Source organism: Pseudotabrizicola sp., from assembly GCF_030684215.1.
Lineage (GTDB): Bacteria > Pseudomonadota > Alphaproteobacteria > Rhodobacterales > Rhodobacteraceae > Pseudotabrizicola.
In genome coordinates this window covers 17,419-33,048 of record NZ_JAUXOV010000076.1, presented here as the reverse complement: position 1 = coordinate 33,048, position 15,630 = coordinate 17,419, and the positions used below count along the sequence as shown (strand labels likewise).

11 protein-coding genes are annotated in these 15,630 nt (G+C 62.6%); 5 read left to right on the top strand and 6 right to left on the bottom strand.

Annotated features, from left to right (window positions below; all coding sequences use genetic code 11):
• Positions 1-20: 20 nt before the first annotated feature.
• Together tyrS and Q8K08_RS19175 are read left to right on the top strand one after the other, a co-directional pair.
• On the top strand, positions 21-1,271 hold the full coding sequence (tyrS, locus tag Q8K08_RS19180; protein ID WP_305251333.1) for a tyrosine--tRNA ligase: 1,251 nt from the start codon (positions 21-23) through the stop codon (positions 1,269-1,271).
• A gap of 70 nt (positions 1,272-1,341) precedes the next feature.
• Positions 1,342-2,265, top strand: a complete 924-nt coding sequence (locus tag Q8K08_RS19175) for a CehA/McbA family metallohydrolase (RefSeq protein ID WP_305251332.1) — start codon at positions 1,342-1,344, stop codon at positions 2,263-2,265.
• A 108-nt stretch (positions 2,266-2,373) separates the two neighbouring features.
• Here Q8K08_RS19175 and Q8K08_RS19170 read toward each other — a convergent pair whose 3' ends face one another.
• From Q8K08_RS19170 to Q8K08_RS19155, 4 genes are read right to left on the bottom strand one after another with little or no spacing between them, the layout of a single operon-like run.
• A complete protein-coding gene (locus Q8K08_RS19170) occupies positions 2,374-3,300 on the bottom strand; it encodes an NAD(P)-dependent oxidoreductase (protein ID WP_304804154.1) in 927 nt (308 codons plus the stop codon).
• A gap of 2 nt (positions 3,301-3,302) precedes the next feature.
• On the bottom strand, positions 3,303-4,856 hold the full coding sequence (locus Q8K08_RS19165; protein ID WP_305251330.1) for a trimethylamine methyltransferase family protein: 1,554 nt from the start codon (positions 4,854-4,856) through the stop codon (positions 3,303-3,305).
• A gap of 51 nt (positions 4,857-4,907) precedes the next feature.
• The gene (locus Q8K08_RS19160) at positions 4,908-7,355 is read right to left on the bottom strand and encodes an FAD-dependent oxidoreductase (protein ID WP_305251328.1); all 2,448 of its coding nucleotides are present in this window, start codon (positions 7,353-7,355) and stop codon (positions 4,908-4,910) included.
• 58 nt (positions 7,356-7,413) lie between these two features.
• The gene (locus Q8K08_RS19155; protein WP_305251326.1) at positions 7,414-9,855 is read right to left on the bottom strand and encodes an FAD-dependent oxidoreductase; all 2,442 of its coding nucleotides are present in this window, start codon (positions 9,853-9,855) and stop codon (positions 7,414-7,416) included.
• A 163-nt stretch (positions 9,856-10,018) separates the two neighbouring features.
• On the opposite strand from Q8K08_RS19155, the gene Q8K08_RS19150 reads away from it, so the two are divergent.
• Positions 10,019-10,879 (top strand): LysR family transcriptional regulator, encoded by an 861-nt coding sequence (locus Q8K08_RS19150; RefSeq protein ID WP_305251324.1) that lies wholly within the window; start codon positions 10,019-10,021, stop codon positions 10,877-10,879.
• A gap of 3 nt (positions 10,880-10,882) precedes the next feature.
• Here Q8K08_RS19150 and preA read toward each other — a convergent pair whose 3' ends face one another.
• Both preA and Q8K08_RS19140 read right to left on the bottom strand, forming a co-directional pair.
• Positions 10,883-12,187: an NAD-dependent dihydropyrimidine dehydrogenase subunit PreA gene (gene preA / locus Q8K08_RS19145; protein ID WP_305251322.1), complete on the bottom strand. Its 1,305-nt coding sequence runs from the start codon at positions 12,185-12,187 to the stop codon at positions 10,883-10,885.
• Positions 12,188-12,211: 24 nt separating this feature from the next.
• A complete protein-coding gene (locus Q8K08_RS19140) occupies positions 12,212-13,537 on the bottom strand; it encodes an NAD(P)-dependent oxidoreductase (RefSeq protein WP_305251320.1) in 1,326 nt (441 codons plus the stop codon).
• Between the two features lie 249 nt (positions 13,538-13,786).
• On the opposite strand from Q8K08_RS19140, the gene accB reads away from it, so the two are divergent.
• Positions 13,787-14,275, top strand: a complete 489-nt coding sequence (gene accB / locus Q8K08_RS19135; RefSeq protein WP_304800588.1) for an acetyl-CoA carboxylase biotin carboxyl carrier protein — start codon at positions 13,787-13,789, stop codon at positions 14,273-14,275.
• Positions 14,276-14,280: 5 nt separating this feature from the next.
• Positions 14,281-15,630 carry an acetyl-CoA carboxylase biotin carboxylase subunit gene (gene accC, locus Q8K08_RS19130; protein WP_305251318.1) on the top strand — a complete coding sequence of 450 codons (1,350 nt, stop codon included), beginning with the start codon at positions 14,281-14,283 and terminating at the stop codon, positions 15,628-15,630.

The window sequence follows — 15,630 nt, the reverse complement described above, 5'->3', positions numbered from 1 at the left end:
GTCTATGACACGAGGACGCTATGACCTACCATCCGAAATCAGATTTCATGCGCGTGATGATGACCCGTGGCTTTCTGGCCGATTGCACGGATTATCAGGCGCTGGACGAGGCGTTTCTGAAGGGGGTCGTGCCGGCCTATATCGGCTATGATGCCACCGCGGCGTCGCTGCATGTGGGGCACCTTTTGAACATCATGGTGCTGCGCTGGTTGCAGAAATGCGGCCACAAGCCGATCACCCTGATGGGCGGCGGCACCACCAAGGTGGGCGATCCGTCGTTCCGCGCCGAAGAACGCCCGCTGCTGACCGCCGCGAAGATCGACGAGAACATCGCCGGGATGCAGCAGGTCTTTGCCCGCTACCTCGCCTATGGCGACGGGCCGACCGATGCTATCATGCTCAACAATGCCGAATGGCTGGATCATCTGAACTATCTGGAGTTCCTGCGTGACATCGGGCGGCATTTCAGCGTAAACCGGATGCTGTCGTTCGATTCCGTGAAGTCCCGGCTGGATCGCGAACAATCGCTGTCCTTCCTCGAATTCAACTACATGATCCTGCAGGCCTATGATTTCCTTGAAATCAACCGCCGCTACGGTTGTCTTTTGCAGATGGGCGGGTCAGATCAATGGGGCAATATCGTCAACGGCGTCGATCTGACGCGTCGCGTGGTCGATCATGAGGTCTACGGCCTGACCACGCCGCTTCTGACCACATCTGACGGGCGCAAGATGGGCAAATCAGCCAATGGCGCGGTCTGGCTGAACGGCGCGATGCTGGCCCCCTATGAATTCTGGCAATTCTGGCGCAACTCAACCGATGCCGATGTCGGGCGCTTTCTCAAGCTGTTCACCGAACTCCCGCTGGAGGAATGTGACCGTTTGGGCGCGTTGCAAGGGTCAGAGATCAACGCCGCCAAGATCATCCTCGCCAATGAGGTGACAACACTTCTGCATGGGGCAGACGCGGCAGCGGCGGCAGAGGCCACCGCACGTGAGGTGTTTGAGCGGGGCGGCATCGGCGACGATCTGCCCACCGTTACCCTGTCGCCAGAGGAAATGGCCGACGGCATCGGTATCGTGCAACTGTTCGTGCGCGCGGGGCTTTCAGCAAGCGGCAAGGATGCCAAGCGCCTGATCGCGGAAGGTGGGGCAAAGGTGAATGATGATATCGTGACCGACAGCGCCCTGCGCTACGGCGCGGGCGATCTGGCCGAGCCATTGAAGCTGACCGCAGGGAAAAAGCGGCACGCGTTGGTGACACTGGGCTAAAACGGCGTCTTGCCAGCGTCACAGGCCCCGGCTAGCGTGCCGGGGCCTATGCAATTTCAGGATGCCCCCCATGCACCGCCCCACTGCCTTCACCGCGCCCGGCCGTTTCTGGCGCGGCAATCTGCATACCCATTCCACCAGGTCCGATGGCGTGCTGTTGCCCGAAGAGGTCTGCCGCCGCTACCGGGCCGAGGGATATGACTTTTTGGCTCTGACCGATCATTTCGTCGGCGCCTACGACTATCCCATCGTCGATACACAGCCGTATCGTACAGAAGACTTCACGACCATTCTGGGTGCGGAACTCCATTCCGGCGCGATGGCAAATGGCGAGTTGTGGCATATCCTCGCCGTCGGCCTGCCGACCGATTTCGCGCCCTCGCACAGCCCCGACTTCCACCCCGTCGAAGGGCAGGAAACCGGCGCCGAACTTGCCGCCCGCGCCGTCGCCGCCGGGGCCTTCGTTGCCGTCGCCCACCCGCAATGGTCGGGCCTGACGCTGGCGGATGCGCGTGGCATCACCGCAGCCCATGCGGTCGAGATCTACAACCACGGTTGCGCCATGGGCTGCGACCGCCCCGACGGCGCGGCCATCGCCGACCTTTTGCTGTCTGAAGGCCGCCGCCTGACCATGATCGCCACCGACGACGCCCATTTTTACGAACCTGACCATTTCGGCGGCTGGGTCATGGTCAAGTCGCCCGAGAATACCCCCGAAGCCCTGCTTGCCGCCCTCAAATCCGGCGACTTCTATTCAAGCCAAGGACCGGAACTGCGCGACATCCGCCTGTTTGATGATCGGATCGAGGTGGAAAGCTCGGCCGTCGCGGCCATGATCGTGCAAGGCCAGGGTACAGCCGCCCGCGCCGTGCATGGCCATTCGATGACCACGCCAAAGCTGGACCTGACACGGTTTGGCGACAGCCCTTGGCTGCGCGTTACGCTGATGGATGCGGCGGGCAAAAAGGCCTGGTCCAACCCGATCTGGCGTTAGCGCGGGCTGACAGGACGGGTGTCTCCGGCAGGAGTATTTTTACCAAGATGAATGCGCCATAGTCCATTATTCATCCTGGCTGAAATATTCCGGGGGGAGCGCCCCTATTTATTCCAGCCGGGCCGGAAAGCCCTCGGCGCGCAGATCAGTGCCAAGCGCGTCTTCCAACAGTTTGACGATCTGCGTCGATTGCGCTGCCCCACCATAGGCCGCGCGGCCTTTGACAAAGGTTTGCATGGTCTGCCCCGCCAGATCCAGCGGCACACCGAATTCCTGCCCGAAACCCATGGCAAACCCCAGATCCTTCAGCGCAAGGTCCATGGTAAAGGCAATGTCATAGCTGCCGTTCAGGATCAGCTGGCCCTCGGTCTCGTGAACGAAACTGCTGCCGGATGACGCGGCAATTGCCTCCCACGCCGTTTTGAGATCCAGGCCGCCGCGGCGTGCAAGCATCAGCGCCTCGCCATCAGCGACCAGATGGATGAAGGCCAGCATATTGGTGATGACCTTGATCACCGCCGCCGATCCCAACGGCCCCATATGGAACAGCCGGTTGCCAATTGCCATAAGGGCGGCGCGGTGCAGGTCGAGCAGGTCAACGTCGCCGCCCACCAACACAGTGATTTCCCCCCGCGCCGCCAGATGCACGCCGCCCGTCACCGGGGCTTCCAGCATCCGCAGACCTGCGGCCTGCGCCAGACCTGCAAGCAGCACCACATCGTCGCGGCCAAGGGTAGAGTTTTCCACCCAGGTCATGCCAGGCCGTGCGGTGGTCAGAACCTGCGTCAGTACCGCTTCTGACACGGCGGGCGATGGCAGGCAGGTAAAGACATGGTCCACCTGCGCCGCAAGATCGGCGGGGCTGTCGGCCACACCTGCCCCCATGGCGCGATGCCTGTCGCCAAGGGCCGGGTCGCGGTCATAGACCACCACCTCATACCCTGCGCGGATCAGACTGGCCGCGATATGCCCGCCCAGATTGCCCAGCCCGATATAGCCGATCTTCATGCCCTGCTCCTCCCGCTTCTGGACCACACTCACCGGAAATGCATCGCGTATTTTGCCCGGATCGCCGCATCAATCTCGGGATCTATCCGACTGCCTGCTTTGGCAAGGATCGCATTCTTGCGCTCCAGCGCCTTTTCCAGCAGCAAAGGCTTGCCCGCCTCGTTCCATTCCTTTGGGCTCATCCGGTTGCCAACAGCCGGATAGATGTATTCGGTCTGCATCAGCCGCAGGGTCTGGTCCGACCCAAGGTAATGACCCGGCCCACCAAGGCAGACCTCTTTCATAGCCTCGATGCTGGTGCTGTCCTCGGTCACATCAATGCCGCGCACACAGCGCATCGCCTGCCCCAACAGATCATCGCCCAGCACAAGGCTTTCCAGACAGAACCCCAGCAGGCTGGCATGCATCCCCACCGCCTCGTAGCACATGTTCAGCCCCGACAGACCCGCAAGCACGTTGGTGATGCCCTGCTCCCACCCGGCTTGCATGTCGGGCAGCTTGCTGTCGGAAATGCCCGAGGCAGCGCCGCCGGGCAGGCCATAGAACTTGTGCATCTGACTACAGCCCGCCGTCAGCAAGGCCTGCTCGGCACTGCCCCCCGACATCGCCCCGGTCCGCAGATCGCTGACAAAAGGCCAGGTGCCAAAGATGCAAGGCGCGCCCGGTCTGATGGAATTGGCATAGACCACGCCCGCCAGACACTCGGCCACCGCCTGCACAATGGTCAACGCAATCGGCGCGGGCGCCGTCGCCCCCGCCTGCCCCGCCGACAGCAGCAGCATCGGCATGCCGCGCCGGATGCAATCCTCCATCGTGATGCAGGATTCCTCGGCAAACTTCATTGGTGGGACGACAAAGCAGTTGGAATTGCTGACAAACGGCCGCTCCAGCCACTTTTCCTCGCCGCCCGCCACCATGTAAAGCAGATCAAAGCAATCAGCCACATGCGACGGATCGCTGAACGAGGTGCCCACATGCTTTGCCGTGCCCGAAAGGCTGCCGTACAGCGTGTTCAGGTCCATGTCGCGGTTATCAATCACATCGCGGCACACCATGGTGCGCTGGTAAAAGTGGATGTTGTCCAGATTATCCACCAACCGCGCCGCATCATACAGATCCTGCGCGGTTGAATCGCGATATTCCAGCGTGAACGGATCCACGATATGCACCGCCGCCCCCGCCGTGCCGTAATGCACATTGGTTCCGGTCAGATGCAGGTCATGGCGCGGATCACGGGCAAACAGCGTGATGTCACGCGCCGCCACATTCAACATGTCCTCGACCAGCGCGCGCGGAAAGCGCAACCGACCGTCATTGCCCTGAATGGCCCCGGCGGCTGTCATCACCTCCACCCCCGAGGGCGGCGCCTGCGAAAGGCCGATTTCCTCCAGCGCCTGCAAAGCCGCCTGATGGATCCGCGCCATCCCGGCATCAGTCAGCGGCCGATACTGTCCCCCCGGCATGCCGGGCCGAATGGGCCGCATTGCATCCGACAAGGGCGCCGAGCGCAAAGCCACCCGCGCCCCCCGTCCCCCCGACCGCCGCGCCCGCGAGGGCTCACACAGCTCACCCAGATCCGTCATCGCTCTGCCCTCATTTTCTGTTCAAAACCATCCTCAGGGGCACGCCGCCCGTCACGCACGCATTCGTCCCGACATCGGATCATACAGCGGCACCAAAGACGCCTCTGCCTTAAACCGCCGCCCGGCAATCTCGATCTCATAGGTGGACGCCAGCACATCGGCCTCGCTTTGCCCCGCGCAAGGCACATAGCCCAGCCCGACACATCCCCCCAGAGCGTGGCCATAGTTACCGCTCGTGACCGGCCCCACAATCTGCCCGTCGCGCACGATCGCCTCGTTGTGAAAAATCATCGCCTCCGGGTCGCGCACCAGAAACTGCACCATCCGCCGCCGCACCCCCGCGTCCTCACGCGCCAGCACCGCATCGCGCCCAAGAAAATCGGCCTTCTTGCGGCTGACGGCAAAGCCAAGCCCCGCCTCCAGCACATGATCCTCATCGGTGATGTCATGGCCCCAATGGCGATAGGCCTTCTCGATCCGGCAACTGTCCAGGGCATGCAGCCCGCACAGCTTCATCTCGGGGGCGGCCGCGACCAGCGTCTCGAACACATGTGCCGCTTGATCGGTAGGCACATAGATCTCCCAGCCAAGCTCGCCCACATAAGACACCCGGTGCGCGCGGGCCAATCCCATGCCGATCTCGATCTCGCGCGCCTGCCCAAAGGCGTGGCTTGCATTGGTAAAATCCTGCGGGCTCACCCGCCCCATCACATCGCGCGCGCCCGGCCCCATCAGACACAGCACGGCCTCGCCCGCCGTCACATCGGTGACAACGACGAAATCATCCGCCAAATGCGCCCGAAGCCATGCAAGATTACGCGCCAGCGTCGCCCCCGGCACCACCAGCAGGAACGCGGTCTCGCTCAGCCGCGTCACCGTCAGATCGGCCTCGATGCCGCCCTTGCCGTTCAGCATCATGGTATAAACGATGCGCCCCGCTGCCACATCCATCTGCGCCGAGCAGACCCGGTTAAGAAACGCGCACGCGTCGCGCCCCTCAACCCGGATCTTGCCAAAGCTGGTCATGTCGAACAGGCCGACACCCTCCCGCACCGCCGTATGTTCGGCCCGCTGGTTGCCCCACCAGTTCGCGCGGCCCCAACCATACTGATACTCCCGCGTCTGCCCTTCATCGGCAAACCAGTTCGCCCGCTCCCATCCTGCCACCTCGCCAAACACCGCGCCGCGTACGGCAAGGGCGTCATGCAGCGGGCTGCGGCGTATCCCCCGGCTGGTCGCCATCTGGCGGTAAGGGTAGTGATCGGCATACAAAAGACCCAGCGTCTCGCTTACCCTTTCGCGCAAATACTGGCGGTTTTTCTGAAACGGCTGGGCGCGGCGGATATCCACCTCCCACAGATCAAACGGAGGTTCCCCTTCCGTAATCCAATGCGCCAAGGCCATCCCCGCCCCACCACTGGAGGCAATACCAATGGAATTATATCCAGCCGCCACCCAATACCCCGCAACCTCCGGCGCTTCGCCAAGGTAATAGCGGTCATCGGGGGTAAAGCTTTCCGGTCCATTGAAAAACGTGTGAATCCCCGCACTCTGGAACAATGGCATCCGCTCCATCGCGGCCTCAAGGATCGGCTGAAAATGGTCCCAATCCTCAGGCAGCGTGTCGAACTCGAAATCTGCGCGGATGCCACCCATGCCCCAGGGCTTGGCCTTTGGCTCAAATGCGCCCAGCATCATCTTGCCGGCGTCGGATTTGTAATAGGCGCATTCATCGGGCACCCGCAGCACCGGCAGATGGCCAAGCCCGGAAATCGGTTCGGTCACCAGATAGAAATGCTCGCAGGCATGCAGCGGCACCGTCACGCCATTCTGCGCTGCCAGATCACGCCCCCACATCCCGCCGCAATTGATCACCACATCGGCTGCGATGTGCCCCGGCCCCTCCGGCCCCGCATAATCCACCCCGGTCACCCGGCCGTTCGCCACGGTGACGCGCTCCACCAGCACCCCTTCGGCAATCATCGCCCCGCGCATCCGTGCGCCGCGTGCAAGCGCCATCGCGATATTGGCCGGATCGCACTGCCCGTCCAGGGGCAGATGCACCCCGCCAACCGCATCCGACACGTTCAGATGCGGATACATCGCCTTGATCGCAGTTGGCGACACCTCCTCCACATCCACGCCAAAGATCCGCGCCATGGTGGCCTGACGCCGCAACTCCTCCATCCGGTCCGCCGTCAGCGCCATCGAGATGCTGCCCACCTGCCGCATCCCCGTGGCAATGCCGGTCTCCGCCTCCAGCCCGACATAAAGCTCCGCCGAATACCGCGCGAGCCGCGTCATGTTGGCACTCGCCCGCAACTGCCCGATCAAGCCCGCCGCATGCCAGGTGGTGCCCGATGTCAGCCGCTTGCGCTCCAACAGCACCACATCCGACCAACCGGCCTTTGCCAGATGATAGGCCACCGAACAGCCCGAGATGCCGCCCCCGATCACCACCGCCCGCGCCTTGTCCGGCAATCCCACGTCAAACCCCATTTTCTGTTCCCAAATATCCCACGGGGGTCCGGGGGTGTGAAACCCCCGGTCCACCCTGTCAGCCGCGCAAACGCGCGTTCGTTGCATCCCAAACCGGCGCGTCAGGCAGCACCTGTGCCGCCAGCCTCTCCCCGAACACCTCGACCTCCACCTCTGTGCCCGGCGCGCACAAATCGGCCCGCAGCATCCCTAGTGCAAGGCACGCGCCCACCCGGTGGCCCCAATAAGCGCTGGTGGTTTCCCCAACCACGGCACCGCCGTGCCAGATCGTCGACATGTAGGGCGGGTCCAATTCGCCTGCCGCCACCCGCAAGGTGACAAAGCGCTTCGTCACCCCCGCCTGCTTTTCCGCCGCCAAAGCCGCGCGCCCTCGGAAATCGGGCTTGGCCCAGTCGACAAACCGCTCCAGCCCGCCTTGCAGCACCGTGTAATCCGTCGAAAGGTCACCCTTCCAGGCGCGATATCCCTTTTCAATGCGCAAAGAGTTCAGCGCGAACATGCCAAACGGGCGCAGACCATGGGCTTGCCCTGCCGCCCAGACAGCATCCCAGACCATCGCAGTGTCCGCCACGCGGCTGTGAATCTCCCAGCCCAGCTCGCCAGCAAAGCTGACCCGCATCAGCATCACCCCGGCCCCTGCGATCGTTGCCTCCTGCCACGTCAGCCAGGGCCGCGACAGGTCAGCGTCTGTCACCGCTCGCAGCACATCGCGCGCCTTTGGACCGGTCAGGATCTGCGTGCTCCATTCGGCGCTGTGGTCGCTCAGCACCAGGCCCGGCGCCAGATGCCGGACCAGCCACGCCTTGTCATGCTCTTGTGCGGTCGCGGCCGTAATCAGCAGGAGTTCATCCTCGGCGATGCGGGCGACCGACATCTCCGTGACGATCCGCCCCTTGTCATCCGCGAAATAGGCCAGCCCGAGGCGACCCACCCCCGGCACCCGCCCTGTGATCTGTGCGCCCAGCCAGTCAGCCACCCCCGGCCCCTTAATGGCAAAGCGTGAAAAGCCCGGCAGGTCCAGAATACCGCAGGCATCGCGCACCGCCTCGCACTCGGCCTTGACCGCCCTAAACCACGGGCCCTCACGGCGCCATGTGCGTTGCGCCGCCTCAGAGCTATCATCGCCCTCGCCCGCATACCAAAGTGCGCGCTCCCAGCCGTTGTAAGGGCCAAACTGCGCCCCCAGAACCGCCACCCGGTCATGCACGGCGCTGGTTTTCTTCATCCGGCCTTCGGGCCAGACATGATGCGGAAAATGGATAGCATATTCGTGGCCGTAAACCTCCATCCCCTTGGCAACGCAGTAATCGTGATCCTCAAAACCGGTAAATCGGCGCGGATCGCATGACCACATATCCCACTCGGTCGCCCCTTGGGTCACCCATTCGGCCAGCACCTTGCCCGCACCGCCCGCCTGACAGATGCCAAAGGTGAACACCGCCGCCTCGAACGCATTGGGCACACCCGGCATCGGCCCGATCAGCGGGTTGCCATCGGGCGTATAGGGGATCGGCCCGTTGATCACCTTTTGCAGCTTGGCCTCGGCCAGCAACGGCACCCGCGCCATTGCGTCCGAGATCTGGAACTCCAGCCGCTCCAGATCATCGGGGAAAAGCTGAAAGCTGAAATCCTCCGGCATTGGATCATCGGGCGTGGCCCAATGCGCGCGGCAGGTGTTTTCATAAGGGCCAAGGTTGAAGCCCATCTTTTCCTGCCGCAGGTAATAAGACGAATCCACATCGCGCAACAGCGGCAGCTTGTGGCCGACTTCCTTCGTCCATGCTTCCAGCTCGGGGATGGCGTCGAACAGCATATACTGATGGCTCATCACCATCATCGGCACCCGGCGGCCGAACATGCGACCCACTTCGGCCGCGTAATAGCCGCCCGCATTCAGCACATATTCGGCCCGGATCTCGCCCTTTGGCGTGGTCAGCACCCACTCCGACCCGGTCCAGCGCGCCGCTGTCACCGGGCAGAAGCGCTCCACATGTGCGCCCATGTCGCGGGCGCCCTTGGCAAGCGCCTGCGTCAACTGCGCAGGGTCAATATCGCCGTCGTATGGATCATACAGCGCGCCCGTCAGATCATGCGTTTCCAAAAAAGGATAGCGCGAGTGAATCTCTCCTGGGCCCAGAATGTCCAGATCCATCCCCTGATAGCGCCCCATGCCCGCCACGCGGCGAAATTCCAGCAGCCGCTCCGCACTGTGGCCCAGACGCACCGACCCGGTAACATTGTAATTCATCGGATAGCCGACCCGCTCTCCCAGATCACGGTACAGACTGGCCGAATAGCGCTGCATGTTCATGATCGACCAGCTTGCCGAAAACGTCGGCACATTGCCCGCCGCATGCCATGTGCTGCCGGCGGTCAGCTCGTTTTTCTCCAGCAAAACGCAATCCGTCCATCCGGCCAGCGCCAGATGATACAAGGCAGATGCCCCCACCGCCCCACCGCCGATGATCACCACACGCGCGCTTGAAGGCAAAGCTGCCATACCCCGGTCTCCCCTGTCTTTGGCCGCACTATCCGCCCGCTTGACACAGCTTTCAATTCGCCCGGAACCCGGCTATTGATCGGAAAAACCGATCAGCTTCATTTTGGCCCCAATACTCCGGGGTGCGGGGCAGCGCCCCGGGGTCAGCCACAGGAAAAAACCCATGCAGATCGACCAGATCGACACCTTCCTTGACCTGATCGAAACCCGCAGCTTCAACCGCACCGCGGAACGGATGGGCCTGACCCAATCCACCGTCTCAGGGCGTCTCGTGGCATTGGAACAGGCGCTTGGCGCGCGGCTGTTCACCCGCTCGCGCGCGGGCACGCAGCTGACCACCGAAGGGCTGAAATTCGAGCCGCACGCAAGGCTGCTCCGGCAGGAATGGACGATGGCCCGCCGCGCGGTGATGGCCAGCGGCACAGCGGCGCTGACGTTGCGGATCGGGGTGCAGAACGACCTTGCCCCCGCGCATCTGGGCGCGCTGGTGGCCGATTTCCGCGCGCTGCTGCCGCAAGCGGCACTCTATATAGAACCGGATTACTCCACCCAGATGTGCGCCGATCTGGTCACCGGCGCGCTGGATTTCGCGCTGATGTTCACGCCAAAGCCGCAGCCAGACCTGTATTTCGACACTCTGGCCGAGATCCCCTACCACCTGATCTCGACCGAGGCCGATACCCTTGCGGCCATATCGGCAGAAACCTACGTCTGCGCCAATTTCTCGCCCGCGTTCGAGGCGGCACACCGCCAACTCCTGCCACATCTGACAGCAGCCCACCTGTCCGTCGGGCAAAGCAGCGCCGTGGCGCTGTTGTTGGAACGCATTGGCGGGTCGGGCTATGTGATGGAAAGTCAGGCCCGCGCTATGGTGGCGCAAGGCGAGTATCAAATGGTCACCGATGCGCCGGTGATCCGCCAGCCGGTCTATGCCGCGATGCATCTGCGCAACCGCACTGCGGCCACGCACAAGCGGCTGATACAAGCTGCGCGCCGAAGGTTGCAAACCCCCGGCGCGCGCTAGGGCTTATTCCGCAGCCTTCACCGTGGACGGATTGTTCGGATGCGTCGTCCAGTTGGCATAATCGCCCACCGGGGTCTTGGTGCGCGGGTCCACCGCCCCTTTGGGCATCTCGACCATGGTGATGCAGTTTTCCACCGGGCAGACGTTGACGCACAGGTTGCAGGCGACGCATTCGTCGTCCATCACCTCAAACACCCGCTCCGAACTCATCGAAATGGCCTGATGGCTGGTGTCTTCGCAGGCGGCGTAGCAGCGCCCGCATTTGATGCAATCATCCTGGCTGATATGGGCTTTGGTCACATAGTTAAGGTTCAGGAACTGCCAGTCGGTGACATTGGGCACCGCGCGGCCCACAAGGTCAGCGGTCGTGGTCATGCCCTTGTCGTCCATATATTGCGACAGGCCCGAGATCATTTCCTGCACGATCTTGAAGCCATAGGTCATCACAGCCGTGCACACCTGCACATTGCCCGCCCCCAGCGCCATGAACTCAGCCGCATCGCGCCATGTCGTCACCCCGCCAATACCGGAAATCGGCATGCCGTAGGTTTCAGGGCTGCGCGCAATCTCGGCCACCATGTTCAGCGCGATCGGTTTGACCGCCGGGCCGCAATAGCCGCCATGCGTGCCTTTGCCGTCGATCATCGGCTCGGGGCTGAAGCTGTCAAGGTTGACGCTGGTGATCGAATTGATGGTGTTGATCAGCGACACCGCATCCGCACCACCACGCTTTGCCGCCTCGGCCGGTTTGCGGATGTCAGAGATGTTCGGGGTCAGCTTCACGATACACGGCATGCGGCTGTGCTGTTTCACCCAGCGGGTGACCATCTCGATATATTCGGGCACCTGCCCCACGGCAGACCCCATGCCGCGTTCGGCCATCCCATGCGGGCAGCCAAAGTTGAGTTCCACCCCGTCGGCTTCGGTGTCTTCAATCCGGGAAAGGATGTCTTTCCACGAGTCCTCATCACAAGGCACCATCAGGCTGATGATCATCGCCCGGTCCTTGTAGTCGCGCTTGACCGATTTGATCTCGCGAAGGTTCACCTCCAACGGGCGGTCGGTGATCAGCTCAATGTTGTTCAGCCCCAAAAGGCGACGGTCCGCGCCCCAGATCGCGCCATAGCGCGGGCCGTTGACGTTCACCACCGGCGGCCCTTCAGAGCCAAGGGTTTTCCACACCACACCGCCCCACCCGGCCTCGAACGCGCGACGCACGTTGTATTCCTTGTCTGTTGGCGGCGCCGAGGCCAGCCAGAACGGGTTTGGGGATTTGATGCCAATAAAGTCTGTTGTCAGGTTTGCCATGTCAATTTCTCCGTAGGGCGGGGTTCACCCCGCCACCCCCAACAGGAACGTGTGAATCTCCTCAGCCGCGTCGCGCCCTTGGGCCACGGCTGTCACGGTCAGGTCTTCGCCCCCGCCAGTGCAATCGCCCCCGGCCCACACCCCGGCGGGCAGGCCGGCGATCTTGCCGCCCGCAAGCGTGGCCCCGTCCGGCGCGCCGGTCAGGGTCTGGCCGATGGCCTTAAACACCTGATCGGCCTTCAGCCGGAACGTCTCTCCGCTGGCTTTCAGCCCTTCAGCCGTGTCGGCCATATAGCCAAACTCGACCTCGCGCACCGCACCATTGCCATGTACCGCGACGGGGGCCGCGTTGCAGATGATCCGCACGCCCGCACTGGTCGCATGTTCCTGTTCATAGGCGCTCGCGCTCATTTTTTCCTGACCGCGACGGTACACAATGGTCACGTTCTCTGCGCCCAGCAGTTTGGATTGCACCGCCGCATCCACTGCCGTCATGCCGCCGCCGATCACCACCACATCGCGGCCCACGGCCAATGTGCCAAGATCCGACGTCTGGCGCAGTTCCTCAATGAAATCGACCGCGTTGGCGACACCCGCCTTGTCCTCGCCATCCGCGCGCAAGGCGTTCACGCCACCCAGACCAATGCCCAGAAACACCGCGTCATGGCTGCCAAGCAACCCGTCCAGCGTGACGTCGCGGCCCAGCTCCACCCCGGTTTTCACCGTGATGCCGCCGATTTGCAGCAGCCAGTCCACTTCCTTCTGCGCGAAACCCCCGGTCGATTTATAGCTGGCGATGCCGTATTCGTTCAGCCCCCCCGCCTTGGCCCGGCGTTCGTACACCACCACGTCATGCCCGTGCATGGCAAGCCGGTGCGCGCAGGCCAGACCCGCAGGCCCTGCGCCCACAACCGCCACCGACTTGCCGGTGCTGGCCGCGCGGGTGAACGGGTGCAGCCCCTTAGCCATCGCGGTATCGGTGGCAAAGCGTTGCAACCTGCCAATTTCCACCGGCTTGCCCTCTGCCGCCTCGCGCACGCAGGCCTGTTCGCACAGGGTTTCGGTGGGGCACACCCGCGCGCACATGCCGCCCAGGATATTCTGCGTCCAGATCGTGGTTGCCGCAGACTCGGGCGTGCCGGTTGCGATCTGGCGGATGAACAGCGGAATGTCGATGGCCGTAGGGCAAGCCGTGATGCAGGGCGCATCATGGCAGAAATAGCACCGGTCAGAGGCCACCAGCGCCTCGTGCCGGTCAAGCGGTGCCGTGTGATCGGCAAAGTTTGCGGCGATGCGGTCGGCTGGCAGGCGCGCGGGCGCAATGCCGGGCGTCAGCGGGCTGTTGGTCATGGGCTGTCGTCTCCCTGTTCTTTGTGGTCTTTTCAAAAAACTGGCACAGGTCCGTTTTTTTATCAAATGGTAAATTTTATCACGCCATATAATTTCAGGACCAAGCCGGTTTCCTGCCCAAAAATTGCGCAGTTGAAAGGGTGCTTTTCTCGCCCGAAATCGCGGGCTATAAGCATGCAGCCCCGACCAAGGCCGTTGCGCCATGGTAAGACGGTCACCAACTGGCACCCAAGCCAACCAGAGGACGGTATGAGCAAACATTCCCCCGACGCAGATGTGGCCTTTATCGCGGCCCTTGCAGAACTTTTGAACAAGAACGACCTGACCGAACTGAGCGTGAAGCGCGAGTATGGTGAGGATGACAGCCTTGATGTGCGCGTGGTCAAGCAGGCCAATATCGTGACGACACAGATGGCGGCCCCTGCTCCGGTCTATGCCGCAGCCCCGGCGGCTCTTGCGGCGGCCCCCGCCGCTGCTGCTGCCAATGAAGACCCGTCGCAGCATCCGGGCGCGGTCACCTCGCCCATGGTCGGCACCTGCTATCTGGCGGCCGAACCGGGGGCGACGCCGTTCATCACCATTGGCGCCACCGTGGCTGAAGGTCAGACCGTTCTGATCATCGAAGCGATGAAAACCATGAACCACATCCCGGCCCCGCGCGCAGGTGTGATCAAGCGCATTCTGGTCGAGGATGGCACGCCCGTTGAATTCGGCGCGCCCTTGTTGATCATCGAGTGACGCCGATGTTTGAAAAAATTCTGATCGCCAACCGCGGGGAAATCGCGCTGCGCGTGATCCGCGCCTGCCGCGAAATGGGGATCAAATCGGTCGCCGTCCATTCCACCGCTGACGCGGACGCCATGCATGTGCGCATGGCAGACGAGTCTATCTGCATTGGCCCTGCCCCCAGTTCGGAAAGCTATCTGAACAAGGCCGCGATCATCTCGGCCTGTGAGATCACGGGCGCGCAGGCGGTGCATCCGGGCTATGGGTTCTTGTCGGAAAACGCCAGCTTTGCCCAAGCCTTGCAAGACCATGGTCTGACCTTCATCGGCCCGAATGCGGAGCATATCCGCATCATGGGCGACAAGATCACCGCCAAGGTCACTGCCAAAGATCTGGGGATCCCGGTCGTGCCGGGGTCTGACGGTGGCGTTGCCGATTTTGAGACCGCTATCGGAGTTGCCGAAAACATCGGCTTTCCAGTGATCATCAAGGCCACCGCAGGCGGCGGCGGGCGCGGCATGAAGGTGGCAAAAAATGCCGCCGAACTGGAGGTCGCCTTCCGCACCGCGCGGTCAGAGGCCAAGAACGCCTTTGGCAACGACGAAGTCTACATCGAGAAATACCTGCAAAAGCCCCGCCATATCGAGATTCAGGTCTTTGGCGACGGCAAAGGCAACGCGGTCCACTTGGGCGAGCGGGATTGTTCCTTGCAGCGCCGCCACCAGAAAGTGTTTGAAGAAGCCCCCGGCCCGTCGATCACCCCCAAGATGCGGGCTGAAATCGGCAAGGTCTGCGCCGATGCGGTCGCAAAGATCAACTACATCGGCGCGGGAACAGTCGAATTCCTGTATGAGGACGGCAAGTTCTATTTCATCGAAATGAACACCCGTTTGCAGGTCGAACACCCGGTCACCGAGTATATCTTCGGCGTCGATCTTGTGCGCGAACAGATCCGCGTCGCCTCTGGCATGCCGATGTCGTTCACTCAAGACGAGCTGGAAATCAACGGCCACGCGATTGAGGTGCGGATCAACGCAGAAAAGCTGCCCAACTTCACGCCCTGCCCCGGCAAGGTCAAGATGTTCCACGCGCCGGGCGGCTTTGGTGTGCGGATGGATAGCGCGCTTTATTCCGGCTATTCGATCCCACCTTACTACGACAGCCTGATCGGCAAGCTGATCGTGCATGGTCGCGACCGGCCCGAAGCACTTGCCCGTCTGCGCCGCGCGCTTGGCGAATTGATCATCGACGGGGTTGATACCAGCACACCGCTGTTTGAGGCCCTGCTCAACGAGCCTGATATCCAGACGGGTGAGTATAACATCCACTGGCTGGAAAAATGGCTGGCCTCCCAGTTTGGCCAATGA

What these genes read in the sequence shown, in the direction of transcription:
- tyrS (WP_305251333.1), top strand. Translation starts at nt 21, where the DNA reads ATGACCTACCATCCGAAATCAGATTTCATGCGCGTGATGATGACCCGT.
- Q8K08_RS19175 (WP_305251332.1), top strand. Translation starts at nt 1,342, where the DNA reads ATGCACCGCCCCACTGCCTTCACCGCGCCCGGCCGTTTCTGGCGCGGC.
- Q8K08_RS19165 (WP_305251330.1), bottom strand. Translation starts at nt 4,856, where the DNA reads ATGACGGATCTGGGTGAGCTGTGTGAGCCCTCGCGGGCGCGGCGGTCG.
- Q8K08_RS19160 (WP_305251328.1), bottom strand. Translation starts at nt 7,355, where the DNA reads ATGGGGTTTGACGTGGGATTGCCGGACAAGGCGCGGGCGGTGGTGATC.
- Q8K08_RS19155 (WP_305251326.1), bottom strand. Translation starts at nt 9,855, where the DNA reads ATGGCAGCTTTGCCTTCAAGCGCGCGTGTGGTGATCATCGGCGGTGGG.
- Q8K08_RS19150 (WP_305251324.1), top strand. Translation starts at nt 10,019, where the DNA reads ATGCAGATCGACCAGATCGACACCTTCCTTGACCTGATCGAAACCCGC.
- preA (WP_305251322.1), bottom strand. Translation starts at nt 12,187, where the DNA reads ATGGCAAACCTGACAACAGACTTTATTGGCATCAAATCCCCAAACCCG.
- Q8K08_RS19140 (WP_305251320.1), bottom strand. Translation starts at nt 13,537, where the DNA reads ATGACCAACAGCCCGCTGACGCCCGGCATTGCGCCCGCGCGCCTGCCA.
- accB (WP_304800588.1), top strand. Translation starts at nt 13,787, where the DNA reads ATGAGCAAACATTCCCCCGACGCAGATGTGGCCTTTATCGCGGCCCTT.
- accC (WP_305251318.1), top strand. Translation starts at nt 14,281, where the DNA reads ATGTTTGAAAAAATTCTGATCGCCAACCGCGGGGAAATCGCGCTGCGC.